This is a genomic window from Ferrovibrio sp. (genome assembly GCF_965278975.1).
Taxonomy (GTDB): Bacteria; Pseudomonadota; Alphaproteobacteria; order Ferrovibrionales; family Ferrovibrionaceae; genus Ferrovibrio.
Genome location: NZ_OZ257126.1, coordinates 2,333,757 through 2,356,765, shown reverse-complemented (window position 1 = coordinate 2,356,765; position 23,009 = coordinate 2,333,757). Strand labels below are relative to the sequence as shown.

Annotated in this window: 19 protein-coding genes; 4 read left to right on the top strand and 15 right to left on the bottom strand. The window is 62.4% G+C overall.

What is annotated here, in order from left to right; genetic code table 11:
* Nucleotides 1–16: 16 nt before the first annotated feature.
* The gene (locus tag ACQY7X_RS11335; RefSeq protein WP_428250027.1) at nt 17–3,400 is read right to left on the bottom strand and encodes a molybdopterin cofactor-binding domain-containing protein; all 3,384 of its coding nucleotides are present in this window, start codon (nt 3,398–3,400) and stop codon (nt 17–19) included.
* On the bottom strand, nt 3,397–3,828 hold the full coding sequence (locus ACQY7X_RS11330; RefSeq protein WP_428250026.1) for a (2Fe-2S)-binding protein: 432 nt from the start codon (nt 3,826–3,828) through the stop codon (nt 3,397–3,399). The genes ACQY7X_RS11335 and ACQY7X_RS11330 overlap by 4 nt, the downstream gene beginning before the upstream one ends.
* Before the next feature lie 188 nt (nt 3,829–4,016).
* On the opposite strand from ACQY7X_RS11330, the gene gcvA reads away from it, so the two are divergent.
* Complete coding sequence (gene gcvA / locus ACQY7X_RS11325) at nt 4,017–4,982, top strand: transcriptional regulator GcvA (protein WP_428250025.1); 966 nt, start codon at nt 4,017–4,019, stop codon at nt 4,980–4,982.
* Here the strand turns inward: gcvA and ACQY7X_RS11320 are convergent.
* The 13 genes from ACQY7X_RS11320 to ACQY7X_RS11260 all read right to left on the bottom strand — a co-directional run bounded on the left by ACQY7X_RS11320 (nt 4,979) and on the right by ACQY7X_RS11260 (nt 20,861).
* Complete coding sequence (locus ACQY7X_RS11320) at nt 4,979–5,689, bottom strand: DUF1028 domain-containing protein (protein ID WP_428250024.1); 711 nt, start codon at nt 5,687–5,689, stop codon at nt 4,979–4,981. The genes gcvA and ACQY7X_RS11320 overlap by 4 nt on opposite strands.
* A gap of 1 nt (nt 5,690) precedes the next feature.
* Nucleotides 5,691–6,593 (bottom strand): amidohydrolase family protein, encoded by a 903-nt coding sequence (locus tag ACQY7X_RS11315; RefSeq protein ID WP_428250023.1) that lies wholly within the window; start codon nt 6,591–6,593, stop codon nt 5,691–5,693.
* Nucleotides 6,590–7,696, bottom strand: coding sequence for an ABC transporter ATP-binding protein (locus tag ACQY7X_RS11310; protein ID WP_428250022.1), 1,107 nt, complete (start codon nt 7,694–7,696; stop codon nt 6,590–6,592). Before ACQY7X_RS11310 ends, ACQY7X_RS11315 begins: the two co-directional genes overlap by 4 nt.
* 23 nt (nt 7,697–7,719) lie before the next feature.
* Nucleotides 7,720–8,814 (bottom strand): ABC transporter substrate-binding protein, encoded by a 1,095-nt coding sequence (locus tag ACQY7X_RS11305; protein ID WP_428250021.1) that lies wholly within the window; start codon nt 8,812–8,814, stop codon nt 7,720–7,722.
* 49 nt (nt 8,815–8,863) lie between these two features.
* A complete protein-coding gene (locus ACQY7X_RS11300; protein ID WP_428250020.1) occupies nt 8,864–9,652 on the bottom strand; it encodes an ABC transporter permease in 789 nt (262 codons plus the stop codon).
* Nucleotides 9,649–10,494, bottom strand: a complete 846-nt coding sequence (locus ACQY7X_RS11295; RefSeq protein WP_428250019.1) for an ABC transporter permease — start codon at nt 10,492–10,494, stop codon at nt 9,649–9,651. Before ACQY7X_RS11295 ends, ACQY7X_RS11300 begins: the two co-directional genes overlap by 4 nt.
* Before the next feature lie 4 nt (nt 10,495–10,498).
* On the bottom strand, nt 10,499–11,749 hold the full coding sequence (locus ACQY7X_RS11290; RefSeq protein WP_428250018.1) for a M24 family metallopeptidase: 1,251 nt from the start codon (nt 11,747–11,749) through the stop codon (nt 10,499–10,501).
* Nucleotides 11,749–12,591, bottom strand: coding sequence for an IclR family transcriptional regulator (locus ACQY7X_RS11285; RefSeq protein ID WP_428250017.1), 843 nt, complete (start codon nt 12,589–12,591; stop codon nt 11,749–11,751). The genes ACQY7X_RS11290 and ACQY7X_RS11285 overlap by 1 nt, the downstream gene beginning before the upstream one ends.
* A 269-nt stretch (nt 12,592–12,860) precedes the next feature.
* Nucleotides 12,861–14,075: a TIGR03862 family flavoprotein gene (locus tag ACQY7X_RS11280; RefSeq protein ID WP_428250016.1), complete on the bottom strand. Its 1,215-nt coding sequence runs from the start codon at nt 14,073–14,075 to the stop codon at nt 12,861–12,863.
* Nucleotides 14,076–14,172: 97 nt separating this feature from the next.
* Nucleotides 14,173–17,592, bottom strand: coding sequence for an indolepyruvate ferredoxin oxidoreductase family protein (locus tag ACQY7X_RS11275; protein WP_428250015.1), 3,420 nt, complete (start codon nt 17,590–17,592; stop codon nt 14,173–14,175).
* Nucleotides 17,593–17,627: 35 nt separating this feature from the next.
* A complete protein-coding gene (locus tag ACQY7X_RS11270) occupies nt 17,628–18,815 on the bottom strand; it encodes a CaiB/BaiF CoA transferase family protein (protein WP_428250014.1) in 1,188 nt (395 codons plus the stop codon).
* 33 nt (nt 18,816–18,848) lie between these two features.
* A complete protein-coding gene (locus ACQY7X_RS11265; protein ID WP_428250013.1) occupies nt 18,849–20,012 on the bottom strand; it encodes an acyl-CoA dehydrogenase family protein in 1,164 nt (387 codons plus the stop codon).
* 39 nt (nt 20,013–20,051) lie between these two features.
* Nucleotides 20,052–20,861, bottom strand: a complete 810-nt coding sequence (locus tag ACQY7X_RS11260; RefSeq protein WP_428250012.1) for an enoyl-CoA hydratase/isomerase family protein — start codon at nt 20,859–20,861, stop codon at nt 20,052–20,054.
* A gap of 159 nt (nt 20,862–21,020) precedes the next feature.
* Between ACQY7X_RS11260 and ACQY7X_RS11255 the strand changes: the two genes are divergently transcribed.
* The 3 genes from ACQY7X_RS11255 to ACQY7X_RS11245 all read left to right on the top strand — a co-directional run bounded on the left by ACQY7X_RS11255 (nt 21,021) and on the right by ACQY7X_RS11245 (nt 23,008).
* On the top strand, nt 21,021–21,308 hold the full coding sequence (locus ACQY7X_RS11255) for a DUF1330 domain-containing protein (protein WP_428250011.1): 288 nt from the start codon (nt 21,021–21,023) through the stop codon (nt 21,306–21,308).
* Between the two features lie 20 nt (nt 21,309–21,328).
* A complete protein-coding gene (locus tag ACQY7X_RS11250) occupies nt 21,329–22,258 on the top strand; it encodes a dihydrodipicolinate synthase family protein (protein ID WP_428250010.1) in 930 nt (309 codons plus the stop codon).
* A gap of 96 nt (nt 22,259–22,354) precedes the next feature.
* Nucleotides 22,355–23,008, top strand: coding sequence for a TetR/AcrR family transcriptional regulator (locus tag ACQY7X_RS11245; protein ID WP_428250009.1), 654 nt, complete (start codon nt 22,355–22,357; stop codon nt 23,006–23,008).
* Nucleotide 23,009 lies beyond the last annotated feature (1 nt).

The following is a 23,009-nucleotide window of genomic DNA, read 5'->3' as shown; positions in this document are numbered from 1 at the left end:
TTTGCTGCTGATTCGATCAATGCACCGCAGGCCCGGCCGCGATGACGGCCAGGCTACGGGCGACAAGTGTTTGCAAGAGCGGCACCTTGGCGGCGTTCTCGCGCAGCGGCAGCGCGCCATCGGCACAATGGGCGGCGGCCTCCTGGATCGCGGCATCCGTCATGCGCTGGTCCAGCAGGCGGCTTTCCACGCGCATGGCACGCATCGGCAGCGGTGCCACGCCGCCAAAGGCCATGCGCAAACTGCGCAAGATGCCATCGCTATCGACTTGTGCAGCCACCGCGACACTGGCCTCGGCGAAATCACCGCGCCACATGGCGAATTTCTCGAAATACTGGCGCATCCCGGCCGCAGCCAGCGGCAGATGCAACGCCACCAGAATCTCATCGGCTGCCAGCGTGGTTTCACCGGACCAGCGGTAGAAATCCTCCAGGGCGATGAAGCGCGTGCCCTGTGGCCCCAGAGCCTCGGCACGGGCGCCCAGCGCCACCAGCATCGGTGCTGCATCGGCCACGCAGGGCGCGGCACAGCGGCCCGCGCCCATGATAGAATGATGCCGGCTGTCGCCGAGCACCGCATAGCAGGGGCAGGTGGCGCCACCATGCTTGTAGCATTGCTTGGCGGAGCGGAAGAACCAGCAGCGCTTTTCCTGGCAGAGATTGCCGCCCAGCGTCGCGACATGGCGAATCTGCTGCGTCGCGGTCTGGCGCAGGCCCTCGGCCAGCATCGGGAAATGCCGCCGCACCAGGGGATCGCGGATGATCGTGGAAAGCGTGGTGCCAGCCCCGATGCGCAGGGCATCACCCTGTTCGGCAATGCCACGCAGGGCCGCGATGCCACTGATATCGATTACCAGGCGGGGCGCATAGACACCCTGGCGCATGCCGGGCTGCAAGTCGGTGCCGCCGGCCATCAGCTTGGCTTCGCCCTTGGCCTCGGCCAGCAGGGACAGCGCCACGCCGATCTCACGCGCCGCTACGAATTCGCTCTTTCGTGCCTGCTTCACCGGGCGACCGATGGCGGCGCCAAGTTTTTTCAAGCCAGGGAACAATACCGTGGGATAGAGCGCGCGGGCGGTGGCGACTTCCAGATTATAGGGCCGCGTCCAGGGCCGGGTCTGCGGCATCGGGCCATCGCGGCGCACCAATGCATCCAGGATTTTCTGTGGCGTGATCGGCAGGCTGGTGAACTGGATGCCGGTGGCATCGGTGATGGCATTGGCGATTGCCGCCACGGTCATGTTGATCGGATGCTCGCCGCCGGCCTTGGCGCCGAAGGGGCCATTCGGTTCATTCGTCTCAATGAAGGCCATTTCGATATTGGGCGTCTGGAAGATGCGCGGCACCTTGTAGCTGATCAGCGAGGCATTCACCGGCTCACCATCATCGAAAACCAGCTCCTCCTGCAAGGTCATGCCGATGCCTTGCAGAATCCCGCCCTGCACCTGACCTTCCAGCGCCAGCGGATTGATCACACGGCCGATATCCTGCACCGACACGATCTTCAGCACTGTAACAGCGCCAGTACCAGGATCGACCTCAACTTCCGCCGCCATGGCACCAAAGCCATAGGCCGGGGCGTAATGACCATAGCCGGTCTTGGGATCAGCGCGCGGCAATTCTATATCGTGGCGGCCCACCACCTTCAGCGGGCCTTCAACGGCGGCGAATTCAGCCAGGCTCATGCGGCGCGAATTGTCACCGCGCAGGCCGGCAATGCCATCGCGGAAATCGATATCCTCGGGCGCGGCATCCCAGCGGTCGGCCAACCTCGCCTTGATCGCGGCCACCAGTTCCTTGCCGGCAACAATGGCGGCGGCACCGCTGACAAAGGTGACGCGTGACGCGGCGCTGCCGAGATCGTCCGGGGCATTCTCGGTATCCATATGCAGCACATCGAAGCAGCCGAGGTCGACATCCATCGCCTCGGCGGCGAATTGTGCCAAAACAGTATTCTGCGACGTGCCGCAATCGGCGGTCTGGGTGCCGAGCAGGATGCGGCCATCGGGGCGCAGTTCCAGCGACACATTGGCGAAATTGCCTTCCGGGTAGAGCACGCCGACACTGGGATTGATCATCGCGGCGATGCCGAGGCCACGCCACGGCTTTTGCTCCTTGCTTTTCTCCGCCCAGCCGATGCGGCGGCCGGCCTCCGCAATACACTCGGCCATGGCGCAGCTGCCGATATGCCAGCCGAGCGGCGTGGTATCGCCCGGCCGGTTGGCAATCTGCATGCGGTATTCCAGGCGATCGCGGCCAAGCTTGCGCGCGGCCTCGTCGATCAGACTCTCGATGGCCCAGATGATCTGCGGCGCGCCCATGCCACGATAGGAGCCGCCAGGCACCTTGTTGGTATAGACCAGCTTGCCATCGAAGCCGGCAGCCCCGACGCGGTAGAGATTGCAGGTGCGCTGGCGCACAGCGGAAATGTAAGCCGGCCCCATCATGGTATAGGCGCCGTTATCGACATAATACTGCGTGCGGCGGCCCAGGATGCTGCCATCGGCGGCAACCGCCATCGATACCGTCATCTTTTTCGGATGATCGGTCTTGCCGCTGATGAATTCCTCGCGCCGGTCGAGCACGATGCGTACCGGCTTGCCGGTCTTGAACGCAAGCAGGGCAGCCACCGCGACCGGCTCGGGCGATTGCGATTTACCGCCGAAGCCGCCACCAATGCCGGAAGCGCGGATCACTACCTGCTGCAATGGCAGGCCCAGCACATGCGCCACTTCCTTGCGAGCGAAGAACGGCGCCTGGCTGCCGGTCCAGATCTGCATCTGGCCGCTTGCCGCATCATACTCGGCGACGACGGCATTGGTTTCCATGCAGATCGGCGCCACCGCGCCATGGGAAAAAGTATTGCTGACCACCACGGCGGCATCGCGGAAGGCGGCATCGAGATCACCAAACACCGCTTCCGCATGCTGCGCCACATTGGCCGGCAGGGTCTTGCGCGGATGCAGCAGCGGCGCATCTTCGGCCAATGCGTCCTCCGGCTCGAAAACGGTGGGCAGGATTTCATACTCGATGCGGATCGCTTGCAGGGCCGCGCGCGCCTGCTCCAGGCTTTCGGCGGCCACAGCCGCCACATCCTCGCCCTTGTAGCGCACGGTATCGAAAGCCAGCGGATAGCGGTCGGCATAGACAGCGCCGAAATTGATATATTGCCCGCCGGGATAATCGCGGCCGCAGACCACGGCCTGTACGCCCGGCATGGCGGCAGCCGCGCTCAGATCAATCGACTTGATGCGCGCATGGGCGTGCGGGCTACGCAGGATCAGGCCATGCAGCATGCCGGGCCGCACGATATCCTGGGTATAGGCAAGCTGGCCGGTGGCCTTGGCTTCGGCATCCAGGCTCGGCATGCGCCGGCCGATATGGCGGAAATGCTCGGTCATTCCGCGGCACCGCGGCGCAACGCATCCACGGCTTCGAGCAGTTTCACATAACCGGAACAGCGGCAGATGTTGCCCTGCAATGCTTCCAGCACCGCCATCTCTTCCGGTTGAGGATCAGCAGAGAAAAGCGCGAATAGCGACATTGTGACGCCCGGCGTGCAATAGCCGCACTGAAAAGCGCCAAAGTCTTTTAAAGTTGCCTGAATTGGATGCAGCGCACCATCGCGCGACAGGCCTTCGATGGTAGTAACCTCTGCGCCATCAATACGATGCAGCGGCAGCAGGCAGGAACAGACTGCATCGCCGTTCACCACGATGGTACAGGCGCCACATTCCCCGTTGCCGCAGCCGATCTTGGTTCCTTTTAGATCAAGCACATCGCGCAGAAAGGCCGCCACAGCCATGCGCTGTTCGCCGCGCAGCTTCACGGCAGCATTGTTGATGCGGGTTTCACCCCAGGCATCATCGATTGTTGCGCAGGACGTGATGGATACGGCTGGTTGCAAACGTCTTACCTCGCTGTTGCAGCAAGGCTCCGTTATTGTGACATCTGCCGCAACCAAATAATATTTGGCCTTACCCCAACCCTGGCCCCAACAGAGACTGGAGTTCGTGCATGCGCCGCAAACTTCCGCCGCTCAATGCACTGAAGGCATTCGAGACCGCCGCGCGCGTCGGCAGCTTCGCGAAAGCTGCGCAGGAATTGCTGGTGACGCAGACCGCCGTCAGCCATCAGGTGAAGATCCTGGAGCAGTTTCTCGACTGCACCTTGTTTCAGCGCTTGCCGAATGGTCTGGTACTGACGCCGGAAGCCAAGACCATCCTGCCGCTGGTATCGCAGGGCTTCGACCTGTTCGAGGAAGCCGTGTGGCTGCTGCCAAAGGGCAAGGTGGCGGAAACCGATATCCTGGTGATCAGTGCACTGCCTTCCTTCACCCAGGAATGGCTGCTGCCGCGCCTGGTGCAGTTCCGCGCCGCCCATCCGGAAATCGATGTGCTGGTACAGACCGATTACCGCATGGTGGATCTGGCCGCCGACACGGTGGATATCGCCATCCGCTTCGGGCGCGGCGATTTCGGCGAAGACCTGGATGTGGCCCTGCTGGCCAATGAGACCGTGACGCCGGTCTGCAGCCCGTCCTTGCTGCAAACAGAAGCCACCAAGCCGCTGGAGCGCCACGACCTGGCCAAGTTCACCCTGCTGCATTCATCGGTGCGCATGGTACACGAACCCTGGATTTCCTGGGCGCCCTGGCTTGAGGAAATCAAGGTGAAGCAGAAGGCCAACGCCCAGGGGCCGAAATACAGCGACCCGCTTCTGATCCTGCGCGCCGCCAGTGCCGGCGGCGGCATGGCGCTGGGCCGCTCCATGCTGATCCAGGATCATCTTGCCTCGGGCCGGCTGGTGAAGCCCTTCCCCGATTGGGAGAAGCCGATCCTGTCGTCCTACTATGTCGTCTCAAGCAAGAAAAAGACGAAGCTGGACAAGGTGCGCATCTTCCGCGAATGGGTGCTGGAAGTGGCGCGTTCGGAAGAGCACGACCGCAACTTCGACCGCAGTTTCGGCCGTGCCTTCGCTTAATCCTTGAACTCGACTCCCTGCGTCTTGAGCCAATCCATCCAGCCCGGCATCCAGGGGCGATGCGGCCGCACCTTGTAATACGGAATCATCGGCTTGTAGTGATCGAAGGCATCACGCAGCATGTCCACCGCATCCGGTGCACCGGCACGCTTCGGCGCGAAATCCACCCGCAGATCGGTGCGGCCATAGGCCTCGGTATCATAGACAATCAGGCAGGATGAACGATGCCCGCCGGCATCGCCGCCGGCATCACGTCCCGCAGTGATCACCCGCATCAGGCGTTCCTCGAACAATTCGCCGGCACTGTCATGCCATGCCTTGTCCATGGCTGGCACCACCTGATCGGTGGTCAGCAAGTTGCCCATCACCAGATAGCCTTCGCCCGTGATGGCGGCGCTATGGACCTTGCACTCCTTGCCGGTATGCACTGCGGCACGGCCATGGCGATCGACCACGCCGATCTGGCGCCAGGCCCAGCCATCGTCGCTGCCCTCGATCTCCGCCAGCACCTTCTTCGGTGCATGACCGAGCGTCAGCAATTCGATCGCCAGCGGCCCGAGGCCCGGATCGGTGTAGGCCTGGCTGCTCACGGCGCCAACATTGGCGCGGATGAACGGGCAGCGCGCGCCCACCGATAGCGGGTTGGTGGCCTGCGCCACGCCCAGCAGGCCGGTTTCCATATCCCTTGCAACAACAGTAAAGGTCATCTCACTTCACTCCCATCAAACGCGCAGCCGTGCCGCCCAAGAATTCCATCCGCTGATCCATGGTCCAGAAGCCGGCATGCTTGCGGACGCTGTCCACTGCCTGCCGGTATTTGAATTTGTCCTCGAACCATGGCCAGTCCGTGCCCCACATCATCCGCCCGGTACCCACTGCATCGGCGACCTTACGGATACGGCCAAGATAGTTGGGGAACGGATACTCGGTTTCATCGTCCCAGATTTCACCGACAAAGCCGCAGCCCATGATCATTTTTTCATGTTTGTCGGCAATGCGGCGCACCTGATCCCAGCGTGGCGTGAGCGGATCGGCACAGCCGGCCTGCATCAGCACCAACGGCAGGCCGGGCAGCAGCTGCAACAGGCCGTCAAGCTGTTCGAGATATTCTTCAAGTGTATAGGAATCCGGCGGCCGCAGGGTCTGGAAGGACAGCAGCAGCACCTTGCCCTGCGCCATGATCTCGCGGCAGACGGCAATGAAAGCTTCATCCAGCAGGTTGACCTGGATGTAGGCGGCGAACACCTTCACACCCGAGGCGCCCTCGGCAAAATCGCGCCGCACCTGGGCCAGCACATCATGCCGCTTCGGGTTCTTCAGCGTGTTGAACCAGTAGAAGCGTTCGGGATAGCGGCGGAAGCCGAGCAGGCTGTATTTCCGGCCGCCGCTGTAATCCTCCAGATCAAAGCCCTTGCGGCTGCTGCCCCATTGGATGTCCTCGGCATCATAGCTGATCAGGAATGCCTTATCGACACCGGCATATTCCATCTCCGCCACCAGCAAATCCGGCGACTGCTCGCACCAGGTATAATGCTTGATCATCGACATCTGCGGATTCACCGCGCCATTGCGGGCAAAGCGCAGCGGATGGGTTTCGATATCAATGATCATGCAGCACCCTTGCCATTGCCGAAGCGGTCATCATGGGCCAACAGGCGCAGATCAGCTGCATTCCAGCCGAAACCGACCATATCGCCTTCCGCACCCTGGAACAGGCCCGGACAATCGGCATGCAGGGTGAGGCCATTCACCGCGATGCCGACCCGCGACACTCCGCCAAGATATGCCAGGTCAACCACCTTGCCCTGGCCCGAGAAATCCGCCGCTCTGGCTGCCTCGCCGAGCAGCACATGCTCGGGCCGCACCGAGAGCAGCACCGGCTGCTGCGCCTGCGGCTCAAAGCCGGTGGCGATGCTGCCGCGCATGGCGCCCAGTGCGGTTTCCACACGCCCCTCACCGCCCTGGCGCATATCAAATCGCCCCGGCAGGATATTCGCCTCACCGATGAAATCGGCGACATAGGCGGTCTGTGGGTATTGATAGATATCCGCCGGTGTACCCTGCTGCACGATGCGGCCATGATCCATCACCACGATGGCATCGGAGAGGAACATCGCCTCGGCTTGATCGTGCGTCACATAGACAAAGGTGATGCCGACTTCGCGCTGCAGCTTTTTCAACTCATTCTGCATATGCTTGCGCATCTTGAGATCGAGCGCGCCGAGTGGTTCATCAAGCAGCAGAACGCGCGGTCGCGTCACCAGGGCGCGGGCAAGAGCGACACGCTGTTGCTGGCCACCAGACATCTGACGCGGATACTTCGCGATATGATCCGTGAGGCCGAGCAGGCCGATGATCTCTTTCACCCGCAGGGCTATATCGGCTTTCGGCAGCTTCTGCATGCGCAGGCCAAAGGCAACGTTTTCCGCCACCGTCATATGCGGGAACAGGGCGTAATTCTGAAAAACCATGCGCGTCGGCCGCGCCGCGCCAAGATCGGCAGACAGGTGCTGCCCGGCCACCAGGATATTGCCTGAATCCGGGTATTCCAGTCCGCCGATCATGCGCAGGGTGGTGGTCTTGCCGCAGCCGGAAGGGCCGAGCAGGGTGACGAAATGGCCGCGTTCGACGGTTAAATCGATACCATCGACCGCGACGAAGCTGCCGAAACGCTTGAACACTGCCTGCAATTCGACATCAACCACTTTCGCCACCACTGCTTATCCCTCCTGTCGCCTTAGGCCGCCTTGACCTCGTTCCAGATCTCGTTCCAGCGCGACTTGTCCTTCGGAATATCCTTGAACACGAGGCGGCCGACATTGTTGATGTCGATGCCGAGATCCTTGATCAACTGCGGCTCCAGGCGGGAAATCGCCGCCTTGGAAGCCGGGGCATAGCGGGTGTTGCGGGCCATGAACTCGCCGTATTCCGGGCTGAGCGTGAAGTTGGCGTATTCCTCCACCAGCTTGATCTTGCTGGTGCCTTTCACCGGCGTGATCGACTCACTCCAACCCACGGCGCCTTCCTTCGGCCAGACCCAGCCGGCATCGACACCAGCCTTCAGCAGCGGCGCAATCACCGCCAGGAAGGCCCAGGAAACCACCACCTCACCCGACGCCAGCATGTTCTGCACATCGGCGACATTCTTCCAGTAGGCGCGCACCAGCGGCTTCTGCGAGATCAGCAGCTTCTTGACCTCCTGCAGTTCCTTTTCCTCCATGGAATAGGGCTTCTTGATGCCGAGATGCAGGGCGGCGACTGCCAGCGTATCTTCGGGCTCATCGCGCATGGCGATGCGGCCCTTGTACTTCGGATCGAACAGGGCCGAGAGCGAGTCCAGGTCTCCGGTTACCTTGCGGTTGAAAGCCATGGCATTGGCGCCCCACACGAACGGGATGCCATAGAGCTTGCCATCGACGCGCCACTGCGCCGAGGTGGCGAATTGCTCGAAGATATCCTTCGTGTTGGGCAAGGCCGCCGGATTGAGCGGCTCGATCAGGCCGGCCTTCACGGCGGGCTCGATATAATTCTGCACCGGCACGATCATGTCGTAGAGCTTGGTGCCGCCGCCGCGCAGCTTCGCCATCATCTCATCCGAGCTGCTGTAGAAGGTCGGCTTCAGCTCCAGATTCATCTTGTCCTTGGCATCCTTGACGAATTCGCCACCGCCCCAGGACGACCAGGTGAACAGGTTGAGCGACTTGTCCTGTGCCAGCGCCTCGCGCAGGCCGGCCGGCATTGCCGCCATCAGGCCCGAGGCCGCCATCAGCCGCAGCATGCCACGACGACTCATGTTGCTGGGCAGCAGCATGTTGAAGGTTTCGCGTTCCATTTGGTGATCTCCTTTTCTTTTCTGTCTGCTTCGAAACGATGAACTCATGTCAACGCTGTTGCGCACGGCGCAGCGACAACTCAGCCACGACGGCAAATAATCCGCTTACCACCACTGTGATCGTGGCAATGGCATTCAGTTCCGGCGTGATGCCGAAGCGCAATTTCGACCAGATAACCATCGGCAGCGTGTTGTCGTTGCCGGTGGTGAAGAAGGTGACGACTACCTCATCGAATGAAAGGGTGAAGGACATCAGCGCAGCGGCGACGATGGCCGGGCGCAGGAAGGGCAAGGTTATTTCGCGGAAGACGGTGAAGGCGTTGGCGCCGAGATCCCAGGCCGCTTCTTCCAGCGCCCGGTCGAAGCCGACCAGTCGTGCCAGGGTGATCAGTATGACGTAGGGCAAGGTCATCACCACATGGCCACCGATCACGGTGAGCAGCGACAGATCGATGCTGAGCAGGTTGTAGAAGGTGAGCAGGGCAATGCCGATGATCAGGCGCGGCACCATCATCGGCGTCAGCGCGAAGGCACGTATGCCGCCAGCGATTTTGCCGCCATAGCGGTGAATGCCAACTGCGCCGGCAATGCCGAGCGTGGTGGACAGGCAGACCGTGGCCAGCGCGATCATCAGGCTGTTGACCAAAGCCTCATGGATCGACTTGTCCTGTAGCAGCTTGGCGTACCAGCTGAAGGTGAAACCACTCAGGGGAAAACGGCTTATCGCCGAATTATTGAAGGAGAAGATCGCAACCACTACCAGCGGAGCGAACAGGAAGATCAACACCAGTCCGGTCCAGGCACCGAGCACAAATTTAGTGGTGTCCCGCCGCATCATGCGACACCTCTCGGCTTTCCATAGCGCAGGCTGATGGCGGCGAGCGCGAAGATGATGCCCATCAGAGTCAATGCCAGGGCTGAACCGAAGGGGTATTCATAGGCAACGCCAAATTGCTGCGCGATGATGCTGCCGATCATGATGCTGCGAGTGCCGCCGAGCAGTTCCGGAGTGACGAAGGCGCCCATGGAGGGGATGAACACGAACAGGCAGCCACTGACGATACCCGGCAGGCTGAGCGGCAGGATCACCGAGAGGAAGGTGCGGACCTTGCCGCCGCCGAGATCCCAGGCCGCTTCCAGCAGACTGGGATCGATCTTTTCCAGCACCGCATAAAGCGGCAGGATCAGATATGGCATGTAGATATGCACCAGGGCGATGGTGACGGCGAAATCCGAATACAGCAGGCCAGTAAGCGGCTCTGAGATAATGCCTAGGCCAAGCAGTGCCTGATTGATCACGCCCTGGGTGCCAAGGATCAGCATCCAGGCATAGGTGCGCACCAGATAACTGGTCCATAGCGGCAGCACGATCAGCAACAGCAAAGTGAGCTTGAAATGCTTCACCTTGCGCGCCAGGAAATAGGCCACCGGATAGCCGATCAGCAGCGATATGCAGGTGACATAGATCGACAGCTTGATGGTGCGCAGAAACACCCCGGTATAAAGCGGCCCGCCGATCTTCTGATAATTGCGCAGGGTGAAATCCGCCACGATCTGGTAATCCACTACGCGCCAGAAGCTGTAGAGCACCATGGTCAACATCGGCAGGATGAAAAAGACCACGAGCCACAGCTTCGGCGCGGCGAGGAAGGACAGTTTCGTGGCGAGCCCGGCGCGCATGCGGTCAGACCGTCGCCGTCGCCATGAAATCTTCGTAGATCAACGACTTGCTGTTATTGGTCAACCGCTCACAGCCGGTCTCGGTAACGATCATGGTGTCTTCGCAGAGCATGCCCTGCACACCCTGCATGTAGTAGCCGACCTCGACATTCAGCGACATGCCGGGCTTGAGGCCGCCTTCCACCGAAGGCATCAGGAAGGCCGAGGTGGCAGGATCCGAGATCGTCACCACCGGCGGATCATAGACGGCGATGCCGATACCATGGCCGCAATGGAAGCGGTCGAAATCCTCAAGCCCCAGGGTTTTGCCCGGCTTCATCGCCGCCCGATAGATATCGCGCACATCGGCGCCGGGCTTGATCAAAGCAATGGCATCTTCCACGCCACTGGAAAGCGCATCCCACAGCCGTTGCTGTTGTAGCGTCGGCTTCCCGCCATAGACCACGGCGCGGGCGGTGTCGGAATGATAATAATCGTAGGTGCAGCCGATATCGTAGCGCACGATATCGCCCTTCTCGATGGTCTTTTCCGACACCAGCATATGCGGATAGGAGCTGCGGCTGCCGCTACCCATCAGCATGAAGGTAGGCTTGCCCTTCAGTTCGGCGATCTTGACGTTATAGGCATGCACGATCTCGCTTTCGCGGATGCCTGGCTTGATCAGGCCATAGGCATGGTTCACCGCCAGTTCCGTAATGCGGGAAGCCATGCGCAAGCGCTGGATTTCATCCGGCGTCTTGATCATGCGGATTTCCCACCACATCGGGTTGCCGGCGATGATCTCGGCATTGGGGAAACGCTGCTTCAATTCCCAGAAGATGAACGGCGACATGCCGAGTTCATCGACCGCGATGCGGCTATTCTGCAGGCCGCGCGATTCGATGGCGGCGATCAGGCCATCCAGCGCGCGGCTGACAATCGCGGCGCGCTCCAGCAGCGCCTTGCCGGCCTTGCCGACCGGGTCCATCTCGTTGCCTTGCGCCGGGCCGCGCTTGAACGGACTGAAGATATAGATGTCCTCAATCCACACCTTGCCATCGACAATTGCCTCCAGCTCCAGGCTGGGGGCGACCAGTGACGCCTTCGGCTTATGGTTCGGGGTGAAGATCGAATAGACCTGGAAACCCTTGTTGATCCAGTGGGTGACGCACTCATAATCACTGGCATACATCACGTTTTCCGGCGAGGTGGCGATCAGCGCCTCCACACCGGCCCGGGCCATGATTTCTTCCGCACGCGCCTGATTGAACAACATCAACGCTTCTCCTTGGCTTTGCGTGGTGCAGCTTTGGCTTTTGCCGGCTTGGCATCAGCCCTGATTGCTTCCGCCGGATGGCCGGCCAACTCGCCCGAAAGCTGGGCGGCGGCGGTTTTCACACTGGCGATCATGCCGTCAACCTTGGCGTCCGGCAGGCGGAAGGCTGGCGCCGAAATCGCCAGGCTAGCGATCACCTGGCCATCGGCGCCATAGACCGGCGCGCCGACCGAGCGCGAACCAGGCGTGATCTCGGAATCGCTGAAGCCATGACCGAGACGGCGGATTTTCGCCAGTTCGGCCCGCAGCTTGGTGGGGTCGACGATGGTGTTGGGCGTATAGCGCTTCAATGCTTTGCGGGCGATCAGTTGCTCGATGAACTGGCTCGGCTGGAAAGCCAGCATCACCTTGCCGACGCAGCCGGCATTGAGCGGAAAAGTATCGCCAGTGGACACCGTGAAACGCATCGCCTGCGGACTATCGATATAGTCGATGCAGAGGCCGTGATTGCCCTCCAGCACACAAAGGCTGACGGTCTCGCCGGTGCTGTCCACCAGCCGCTGCAGGTAGGGCCGGGCCAATTGTTTCAAGGCGTTATTGGCACCGCCCTTGGGCGCCAGTTGCAGGATCAGGGCGCCAATACTGTAGCGGCCGCTGGCCGCGTCATGGCTCAGCACGCCAGCCTTCGCCATCGTCGCCAGCAGGCGATGCACCACGCTTTTATGCAGGCCCAGATGCGCCGCCAGATCGGTCGGCCCCCAGCTATCCGCCTTGGTGAAGGCGCGCAGGATCGCCGCAGCGCGGGAGACGGACTGGATATCGGAATAGCTGCGTTCGGGCATTGCTCCTGGGCCACTTCACGATAAAAATCACTTGTCTCACGATGAGAGACGCCGTCTCTCTTTTGAAAAGCTTGCAGAAGATTCCGCTGCGGCGCAAACGATTTTTGTCATCAAGGCGAAACATGCGCGCATAAGGAAATGCTGCGTTTCGATCATCGCGAGTCACGACGCTAAACACTGGCGCAATCCGTTGCACATGCGCGCAATTGCGGCGTTATTGCCGCATGTCTGCGCAGACTCGTTTTAGATGGTCGGAAAAATCAGCGGCGTCAGCGCCGCGCCAGCCAGGCGAGGATGCCATGACCAGCGGCAAAGCCGGTGGCCATGCAGGCCTGCAGCAGGTAACCGCCTGTAGGTGCTTCCCAATCCAGCATTTCGCCGGCAACGAAAACACCTGGCCGCTGGCGCAGCATCAGTGCGGCATCCACTTCATCGCGCGCGATGCCGCCGGCGGTGGAAATGGCGCGTTCGATACCGAACGGCGCGGTGAGCCGCAGCGGCAGGGATTTGATCAGGGTTTCAAGCGGTTGGCCGGCGCTCTCGCCATGCAGGGCTTCCTGCACCAGACCGATCGCCACCGGTGCCAGACCGATCCGCTTGCGGAGGAAATTCGCCAGCGAAGCGCCGCGCCGGGGTTCCGCTACCAAGCGCGCCAGTTCGCGCGGCTCAAGGTCCGGGCGCAGATCGAGCTTCAGCACAGCCGTGCCATCGCGGGCAATCGCTTCACGCAGCCTTGCCGAAAGAGCGTAGATGGCGCCGCCCTCAATGCCGGCATCGGTGATCACCGCCTCGCCACGCCGCGAGGCGTCGCCGAAGTTCAAGGCAATACGCTTGAGCGGCGCACCAGCATGGCGCTGGCGGAAAATCTCGCTCCAGTTCACCTGGAAACCGCAATTCGCCGGACGCAGTGGCGCAATGGCGATGCCCGGCAGCAAAGCCGTCCAGCCACCATCGGCACCCAGCCGGGGCCAGGAAGCACCGCCAAGGGCCAGCAGGGTAGCATCCACCTTCTCGCGCCGGCCATCGCCAAACCGGATTGCCCCGGCCTCATCCCACCCGCTCCACTCGGCCCGAGTCACGATCTCGACACCTAAATCGTTCAGCCGCGCCAGCCAGGCGCGCAGCAAGGGGCTGGCCTTCATGGCTTGCGGAAATACCCGCCCGCTGCTGCCGATGAAAGTCGGCTGGCCCAGGCCCTGGCACCAATCCCGCAAAGCCGCCGGCGGGAAAGCATCGATGAAGGGCGCCAGCCAGGCCGTCGCCTCGCCATAGCGCGCCTTGAAGGCATCCAGCGGTTCGGAATGGGTGATATTGAGGCCACCGCGCCCGGCCATCAGCAGCTTGCGCCCGATGCTGGGCATGCGCTCGAACAGCCGCACGCGCACGCCGCCCGCTAGATTGTTCGCGGCAATGACCTCCGCCGCCATCAGCCCGGCGGGGCCGCCGCCGATAATGGCAACAGTTGGAATGTGCGAATCGGACATGTGAGACGGCGCCTGAGCAGGTCACCCCCAGAAGCTGGGGGTCGCCGCCTTTGTAGGGTCAGGCCGGGAGAATTACAAATGCCCCCGACTTGGTCCTCTAGTTTGCCCCTGAACGGTGGAACTGGTTCAACGCCGCCTGGCGCAGCGGCTTGGCCGCCGCCATGGCTGCTTCCTTCACCGGGCCATAGCCCCGGATCGCATCGGGGATTTCCGCCCAGGCGATGGCGGCCTGCAGGTTGCGCCCCGAAAGCTGGCCGATCACCAGCGCCAGGTCGGTTTCATATTCCGCGATAAGCTGGCGTTCGCCACGGCGCTCATCGGTGCGGCCAAAGGGATCCAGCGCACTGCCGCGCAGCCACTTGAACCCGGCCAGCAGCCGCATCGCCGGGAATATCCAGGCACCGAACTTGATCTTGCGCGGCCGGCCGGTTTCCGGGTCGGGGCGGGAAAGCAGCGGCGGCGCCAGATAAAGCGACAGCTTCACATCGCCCTGCATGGCCTCCGATACATCGCGGCGCCACGGGGTTTCGCCATAAAGCCGCGCCACCTCGTATTCGTCCTTGTAAGCCATCAGCTTGGCGAGATTGCGCGCCACCGCCAGGGCAAAAGTCTGCGAACCGGGCTTTACCGCCTGTTCCGCATTACGGGCCTTTTCCACCCAGCCGGCATAGCGCTGCGCCCAGGCGACATTCTGATAGCGGGTGAGATGCGCCACGCGATGCGCCAGGATGCCTTCCAGGCTATCGGGGATGGCAGCTTCCGGCGGCTTGGCCGGCAGCAGTACTTCAGGCTCGATGGCGGCCAATCGGCCGAGATCGAAGGCATCGAGGTTGAACTGCACGGCGGCGCCGTTCAGTTCGACAGCACGGCGCAGAGCCGCCAGCGGCAACGGCAGCCAGCCCTTCTGGTAGGCATAGCCAACCAGCAGCATGTTGGCGCCGATCTTGTCACCCAGCAGGCGCTCGGCGGCTTCGCCGGCATCGATGGTGATGGTTTCCTGGCTGCGTTCGCGCAGCTTGCCCGCCAAGGTCGCCGTATCGATGCTGTAGTCGCGGTTGGCCTGGAACGCCGCCGTCGGCTCGATATTGCCATTGAGCAGCACGCGGGTGCGGCCCGGCGCGCAGGTCTTGATGCCATCCGGGCTGGCGGCGGTCACCATGTCGCAGCCAAGGACCAGATCGGCCTCGGCGGGGCCGACCAGCGAACCCTTCAAGGCGGCCGGGCTGGCGGCAATACGCAGATGGCTGAACACCGCGCCGCCCTTCTGCGCCAAGCCGGTCATGTTGTAGCTGTTGGCGCCCATGCCAACCAGATTCGCCGCCATCGCCAGCACGCTGCCGATGGTCACCACGCCGGTACCGCCGACGCCGGTGGTCAGCACATTACACTCCGCCATCGCCGCCGGCGCCACTTCGGGCAGGGAGGCGAAACGGCTGCGATCCAGCACGCTGGACTTCTTGCGCATCTCACCGCCCTCGACGATCACGAAGGACGGGCAGAAGCCCTCGATGCAGGAGGTATCCTTGTTGCAACTCGACTGATCGATGCGGCGCTTGCGGCCAAAGGCGGTTTCCTTCGGCTGGATCGAAACGCAATTGGACTGCACCGTGCAATCGCCGCAGCCTTCACAGACGGCTTCGTTGATGAACACGCGCAAGGCCGGATCCGGCATCAGCTTGCGCTTGCGGCGGCGGCGCTTCTCGGCAGCGCAGACCTGCTCATACACCAGCACGGTTACGCCCGGAATGGCACTCAATTCCTGCTGCACCCGCGACAGTTCGGCGCGCGGCACCACGGCCACACCCGGCACGCTCACGGCGGTGCGGGCCAGATCATCGGTCACCACCATGCAGCGGGCGATATCCTCGGCCAGCACCTGGCGCACGATCATCTCGGTGCTCAGCGCGCCTTCCACCGGCTGACCGCCGGTCATCGCCACGGCATCGTTGGCCAGGATCTTGTAGGTGATATTCACGCCCGCCTGCACCGCGGCACGGATCGCCAGCAGGCCGGAATGGGAATAGGTGCCGTCGCCCAGATTCTGGAACACATGGCGCGTTTTGGTGAAGTGCGACAGGCCGATCCAGTTGGTGCCTTCAGCGCCCATCTGCACCGGCTTCAGCGTATTGCGGTTCATCCACATCGCCATCGAATGACAGCCGATGCCAGACATCGCCACCGAGCCTTCCGGCACCTTGGTGGAGGAATTATGCGGGCAGCCGGAGCAGAAATACGGCAGCCGCTTCGGCTGCGCCGGATCAATAACTGCGGGCTTCGCCACGGCAATGCGCTCGCCGGCCTGACGTAGCGCCGTATCGGCCAGACCCAGGGCCTCCAGGCGGCGCAGCAGCGCCAGCGCGATGGTAGCCGGATCAAGCTGCACATCGGAGGGCAGCAACGCCTCACCTTGCGGATCGGTCTTGCCTGAGAACCGCGGCGCATCCTTGTCATTGATCAGCAGCTTGGCCGCCTGATCTTCCAGGAAGGCGCGTTTTTCCTCAACGAACAGCAATTCCTCGCAGCCGGCAGCGAAAGCCCGCAGGCCCACCGGCTCCAGCGGCCAGATCATGCCGACCTTGTAGACCGAAAGGCCAAGCGCCCGGGCGCGATCTTCGTCAATACCAAGCGAGGCCAGCGCATCAACCAGATCGGTATAGGCCTTGCCGCTGGTGACGATGCCAAGCCGTGCGCCGGCAGCGCCAAGGCGGCGGCGGTCCAGTGGGTTGGCACGAGCATAATCATGCACGCGCGGCAGCCGGTGGCGGATCACCACGGTTTCGTCGCGCTGCGGGCCGTAATCCGGCTGCGGCCGGATATCGACACCATCATCCGGTGCGTTCGGCGCCAGAATCGCCGGACCGCCCGGCAGCACCGGCACGGTGGCAGTGGTTTCCACCGTTTCGTTCACCGTCTTGAGCCCGACCCAGAGGCCGGTATAGCGCGACATCGCCCAGCCATGCAGGCCGTATTCGAGGATTTCCTCGACATTGGCGGGATAGAGCACCGGGATCAGATTGGCGGCCAGGGCCTGTTCGCTCTGATGCGCCACGGTGGAGGACTTGCCGGGATGATCATCGCCGAACACCACCAGCACGCCGCCATGTTCGGTGGTGCCGGCATAGTTGCCATGCTTGAACGGATCGCCGGAACGATCGACACCCGGCCCCTTGCCGTACCACATGGAAAACACGCCATCGACGGTCTTGCCCGGCAGGCTATCGATCTGCTGCGTACCCCAGACCGAGGTAGCGGCGAGGTCTTCATTCACGCCGGGCTGGAACACGATGCCGGCCTGCTTCAATTCCTCGCGCGCCTGCCACAGCGCCATGTCGAAACCGCCAAGCGGCGAGCCGCGATAGCCGGAAACGAAGCCGGCAGTATTCAGACCAGCCTTGCGGTCGCGCTCGCGCTGGGTCAGCAGCAGGCGGACCAGCGCCTGCGTGCCGCTGAGGAACAGCACGCCGGATTCCTGCGTGTAGCGGTCTTTCAGTGAAACGTCACGCAGTGCAATGGTCACAATGCCACCCTGTCCAATCGCCTATATGTTGTCGCCTAGTTCTTGCCGAGATTGACCGTGCCGGCAGCCGCCAGCGCATCCACATCGGCATCACTCCAGCCGGCTTCGCGCAGCACTTCGCGGGTATCGCCGCCCAACACCGCCGGCATGCGACGCAGTGCAGGTGCCACGCCGTCATAGCGCACCGGATGCGCCAGCACGGTGGCGGTTTCGCCCTTGACCGTGAACTGCTGCAGGCATTGATTATGCTGCACCTGCGGATCGGCGCGGATATCGTCGTAATTCTGCACCTTGGCATACCACAGCGCATGGGGTGCCAGCACCTTATCCAGGCGCTCATAGGTCCAGCTTTTCAGTTCCTCGCCCAGCACACGCATGAAGGCGTCGCGGTTCTTCATCCGGTCATCGGCCAGCGCGATCAGCTCGGCATTGCCAATGGCACCGGCGAATTGCTCGATATCGCCGCCGAGGCTGATCACCGCATGGCAATCGGCCAGTTTGTAGACGCCATAGGGCGCCGGCAGGAACCAGGAAGCCAGACGGGAATCGCGCTGGAAACGCTCCGGGCTGCGGTTGCCGGAGAAATACGCCGCCATCGATTCAGTCTGCAGATCGAGGCCGGCATTGAGCAGGTTCGACTCGATCTTGGTGCCCTGGCCGGTGCCAAGCTTCTTCACAAAAGCCGCCGTGATCGCCATGGCCATCAGGGCTGCGGCATGCTGATCGACAATCGGCACGCCGGGCACGGTGGGCGCGCTCTGCATGTCGCCGGTAACGGCGATCAGGCCGCAGCGGGCCTGCACCAGCAGATCCTGACCCGGCTCCTTAGCCATGGGGCCCGATGAACCCCAGCCGGAAGCAGAAGCATAGATGATATCGGGCTTGATCGCCTTCACGGCCTCGTAGCCGAAGCCAAGCCGCTCCAGCACGCCGCCGCGGTAATTCTCCAGCAGCACATCGGCCTGGCGGATCAGCGAGTGGATGACTTCCCGCCCCTTCTCGCTCTTGAGATCGACCGAGATAGAGCGCTTGTTGCGGTTCACCGCGAAGAAGCTGGCGCTGAGCCCCTGGATGAACACCTGATCGGCGCCATAGCCGCGCTCGAAGGCACCGGCAATCGGCTCGATCTTCACCACATCGGCACCCATATCGGCGAGATACTGCGATGCCGCAGGACCCTGCACGAAATGGGTGAAGCTCAGCACTTTCATCTTACTCAGCATGACAATCCTCCCAATCCCGGCGACTCAAATGGCTTACAGGCTCATCCGGCCATTCTTGAGCAGGCTGCGGGCGATGATCATGCGGTGGATATCGGAAGCGCCATCGAAGATGCGGTAGACGCGGGCATCGCGGTAAAGCTGTTCCAGCGGCATTTCACGGCAATAGCCCATGCCGCCAAAAATCTGCACCGCCTTGTCCGCGACACGGCCCAGCATCTCGGAGGCGTAATACTTCACCATCGAGACCTTTTCACGCGGGTCACGATCCTGGTCGGTCTCCCAGGCGGCGTTCAGCACCATCATGCGGGTGGCGAAGATTTCGGTGGCCATATCGGCCAGCATCGCCTGCACCATCTGGAATTCGCCCAGGGTCTGGCCGAACTGCTTGCGCTCGTTGGCATAGTCGATGCACTTCTGCATCAGCTTGCGCGCCATGCCAACCGAACGGCCGCCGACCATGCCGAGCCGCACCCGGTTGATGGTGGAAAGTGCCTGGAACAGGCCGGTGCCTTCCGCACCCAGCATCTGCGACTTCGGCAGCCGTACATCCTCGAAGATCAATTCGGAATGATTGGTGCCGCGCAGGCCCATCATGTATTGCGTGCGGCCGACGGTGAAGCCGGGTGTATCCTTGTCGATCAGGAAGGCGCTGATGCCCTTGGCACCCTTGGCCGGATCGGTAACCGCCGTGACGATGAAGGCATGCGCCACATCAGCATCGCTGATGAAATGCTTCGAGCCATTGAGGATGAAGTCATCGCCATCGCGCTTGGCGGCGGTCTTGATGCCGGCGGCATCCGAGCCGGCATTCGGCTCGGTCATGCCGAGTGCCACATTGATCTCGCCCCGCACCGCCGGGAACAGATACTTCTCGCGCTGTTCGCCGACGCAATTCACCAGCGAACCGGGAATGGCGCCAAAGGCGCGACGCACCAGTGCATCCTTGGTGAAGCCGAATTCCTCTTCGCAGAGGCACATATCGACGGTGCTTAGGCCGCCGCCCCCAACATCTTCCGGCATACCCATGGCGAACAGGCCCATTTCCTTGGCCTTGTTGCGCAGGTCTTGCGCCAGTTCAGGCCGCACCACCTGGATTTCCTCGACCTCGGCCTCGTGCGGCGCCAGTTCCTTCTGGATGAAGCGGCGCAGCGAGTCGAGCACCATCTGGGTTTCGGCGGGAATGGAGAAATCGATCACGGAACTATCCTCGGATTATAAGAAGGGGGAATGAGCGCCTTACGCGCCGAATACCTTGCGGTCGAGCTTGTCGCGCCAGTTGGCCGGGCGCTTTTCGGCAAAGGCAGTGACGCCTTCCTTGAAATCGCCGGTCTGCGACAGCGCCTCGCTCAAGTCCAGGCTGCGCTGGATGGCTTCGGCTTCCGGCAGATCGACGGCGTTCTGCAAAGCGGTCTTGCAGGCGAAAGCCGCCTGGGCCGGGCCTTCCGCCATGCGGGTGGCGAGTTCACGGGCCAGGTTCAACGCGCCGCCCTGGGGGGCGATGCGGTTGATCAGGCCCCAGGCCAGCGCGGTTTCGGCGTCGATCATGTCGCCCAGCAGCATCATTTCCTTGGCGCGGCCCATGCCGATGCGGTTGGTCACCCGCACCGTGCCGCCGCTGCCCGGAAAGCCGCCGAGTTTCACTTCCGGCAGGCCCATGTGGGAATTGGCCGAAGCGACGATCAGGTCGCAGCCGCTGGCCAGTTCCAGGCCACCGCCCAGCGCCAGGCCCTCAATGGCGGCGACAGTCGGCTTGGGGAAATGCGCCACCTGGCCATAGGTGTCGTTTTCCTTACCCAGTTTTTGCGAAACGATGCCCTGCTCGGCAATCAAGCGCGGGAATTCCTTGATATCGGAACCGGCGCAGAAGGCACGGTCGCCCTCGCCGCACAGCACCAGGGCGCCGATGCCGGGATCGGCGGCCAGCGCATCGAGCGCGGCGCTCATCTGCCGGGTCAGACCCAGGGTCACGACATTCATCGGCGGATTGACGAGAAACAGCGTCGCCACCCGGCCATGGGTTTCGACGCGCACTTTTTGATCACTCATCTTCGGTTTCCTCCTGGGCGGCGAAATTGACGTAAACTGACTTGCACGTCAATCAGTTTTTTGCCACCTTGTGGCCCTGCCGGAGTCCGGCCCCGGCCCCGGCCGGTTCTGCCTGCCGCACCGGTCTTGTCCGATGCTCTTCAAGAGGAAACGCTGAGAATGGCCGCAATCGTGGTTGCCAAGGTCCGGGTCACCAACCCGGAGAAATACGAATCGTACAAGCCGCTCGCCAAGGTGGCGATCGAGGCTTTCGGCGGGCGCTATCTGGTGCGCGGCGCCGACCCGGTGATGATCGAGGGCGAAGCCAGCCCGGTGCGTTATGTCGTGGTCGAATTCGACTCGGTCGAGACCGTGCAGCGCTTCTACGACTCGCCGGAATACCGTAAGGCGCGCGAAGCCCGTGCCGGCGCCGCCATCGCTGAAATCACCGCCCTACAGGGCATCTAAGTCATTCGAGGAGGTATCCCATGCCCCGGCTGAACTATGACTGCTCCGGCGTCATTCCCGCCTGTCTCTTGCCGCTGCACGACGATCTGAGCATCGACGAGAAGAACTACCGCAAGCATATCCGCGAGGTCGGCTCGACCCGTGGCGTTGCCGCCCTGACCGTGAACGGCCATGCTTCCGAAGTCTCTTCCTGCACCTTCGAGGAGCAGGAAAAGCTGCTGGATCTGGCGCTGGCGGAAGTCGGCGACCGCGTGCCGCTGGTGAACGGCATCTATGCCGAAAGCGGCATGGAAGCCGTGCGCCTGGCGCGCATGGCCGATGCCAAGGGCGCCTCGGCGCTGCTGGTTTTCCCGCCGAACGTGTTCATGCTCGGCTCACGCCCGGAGATGGTGGTGGATCATTACCGCCGCATCGCCGATGCCACCGACCTGCCGCTGATCATCTTCCAGTTCCCGGTCAGCCTGCCGGTGACCTACAGCCATGACGTGCTGCTGCGCCTGATTCAGGAAATCCCCAGCATCAAGGCGATGAAGGATGCCTGCGGCGATCCGGCACGCCACGAGATGACGGTGCGCGCGCTGCAATCCGACAGCCGCCCGTTCCATGTGCTGACCACCCACAGCGCCTGGCTGCTGTCCTCCCTGGTGGTGGGCTGCAACGGCCTGCTCTCAGGCGCCGGCAGCACCATTGCTGATCTGCAGGTGGAGTTGTTCGAGGCGGTGCGCGGCGACGACCTGGCCAAAGCCAAGGCGGTGGCCGCCCGCATCTACCACACCACCCATGCCTTCTACGGCCCGCCGGCGGTGGACATGCATAACCGCATGAAGGAGGCCCAGGTGATCCTCGGTCGGCTGCCTTCCGCTGCGGTACGCCCACCGCTGCAGAAGCTTGGCGCCGCTGAGATCGACCGTATCCGCCAGCATCTCAAGGCGGCTGGCATCGAGCGTTGATTCGAGCAACCCGGAGGCGGTTCAAGCCGCCTCCGGCGATTGCACCCGGCGGTGAAAACTGCGATTATTTACGAAATGGTTTTCGAGAGTTGCCCCGTGCAAACTGACAATAACAGTGCCGGCCAGACCATGCGCAACCAGATCAAAATGGTGGCCGAGGAATTGCTGGTGAAGCATGGCTATCGCGGCCTCAGCTTCCGCCAGATCGCCGAAATCCTGAACACCACTCGCGCCAATCTGCATTACCATTTTGGCAGCAAGGAAGGCCTGGTCGAGGAGGTGCTGGAGGATTACTCCGTCGCCACCATGAACCGCTACCGCGACGTGCTGACCGATACCACCACGACGCTGCGGACCAAGATCGACGCCATCATCCGGCTGAACCGCGAGCGCTATCAGAAATACAATCCCGATGGCGACCATGGCCATCCGTGGAGCCTGATGACGCGCCTGCGCTCCGACAGCGATGCGCTGAACGACAAGATGCGCAACCGCTTGCAGGGCGTGATGCGTGAATTCGAGATGCTGGTGGCCGTGGGTGTGCGCGCCGCCGTGCAATCCGGCGAATTGCAGCCCGATACGCCGCAGCAGCAAATCGTTATCCAGCTTGTCACCATCATCCACTATGCCGGCCTGGTGACGCGCGACAACGGCAAGTTCGGCCGCCTCACCGATCTGTGGGATGCCACGCTGACGGTGATCGAGCGTTCCTACAGCCGCAAGCCAGCCACCAAGCCGCGCAAGGGCTGAT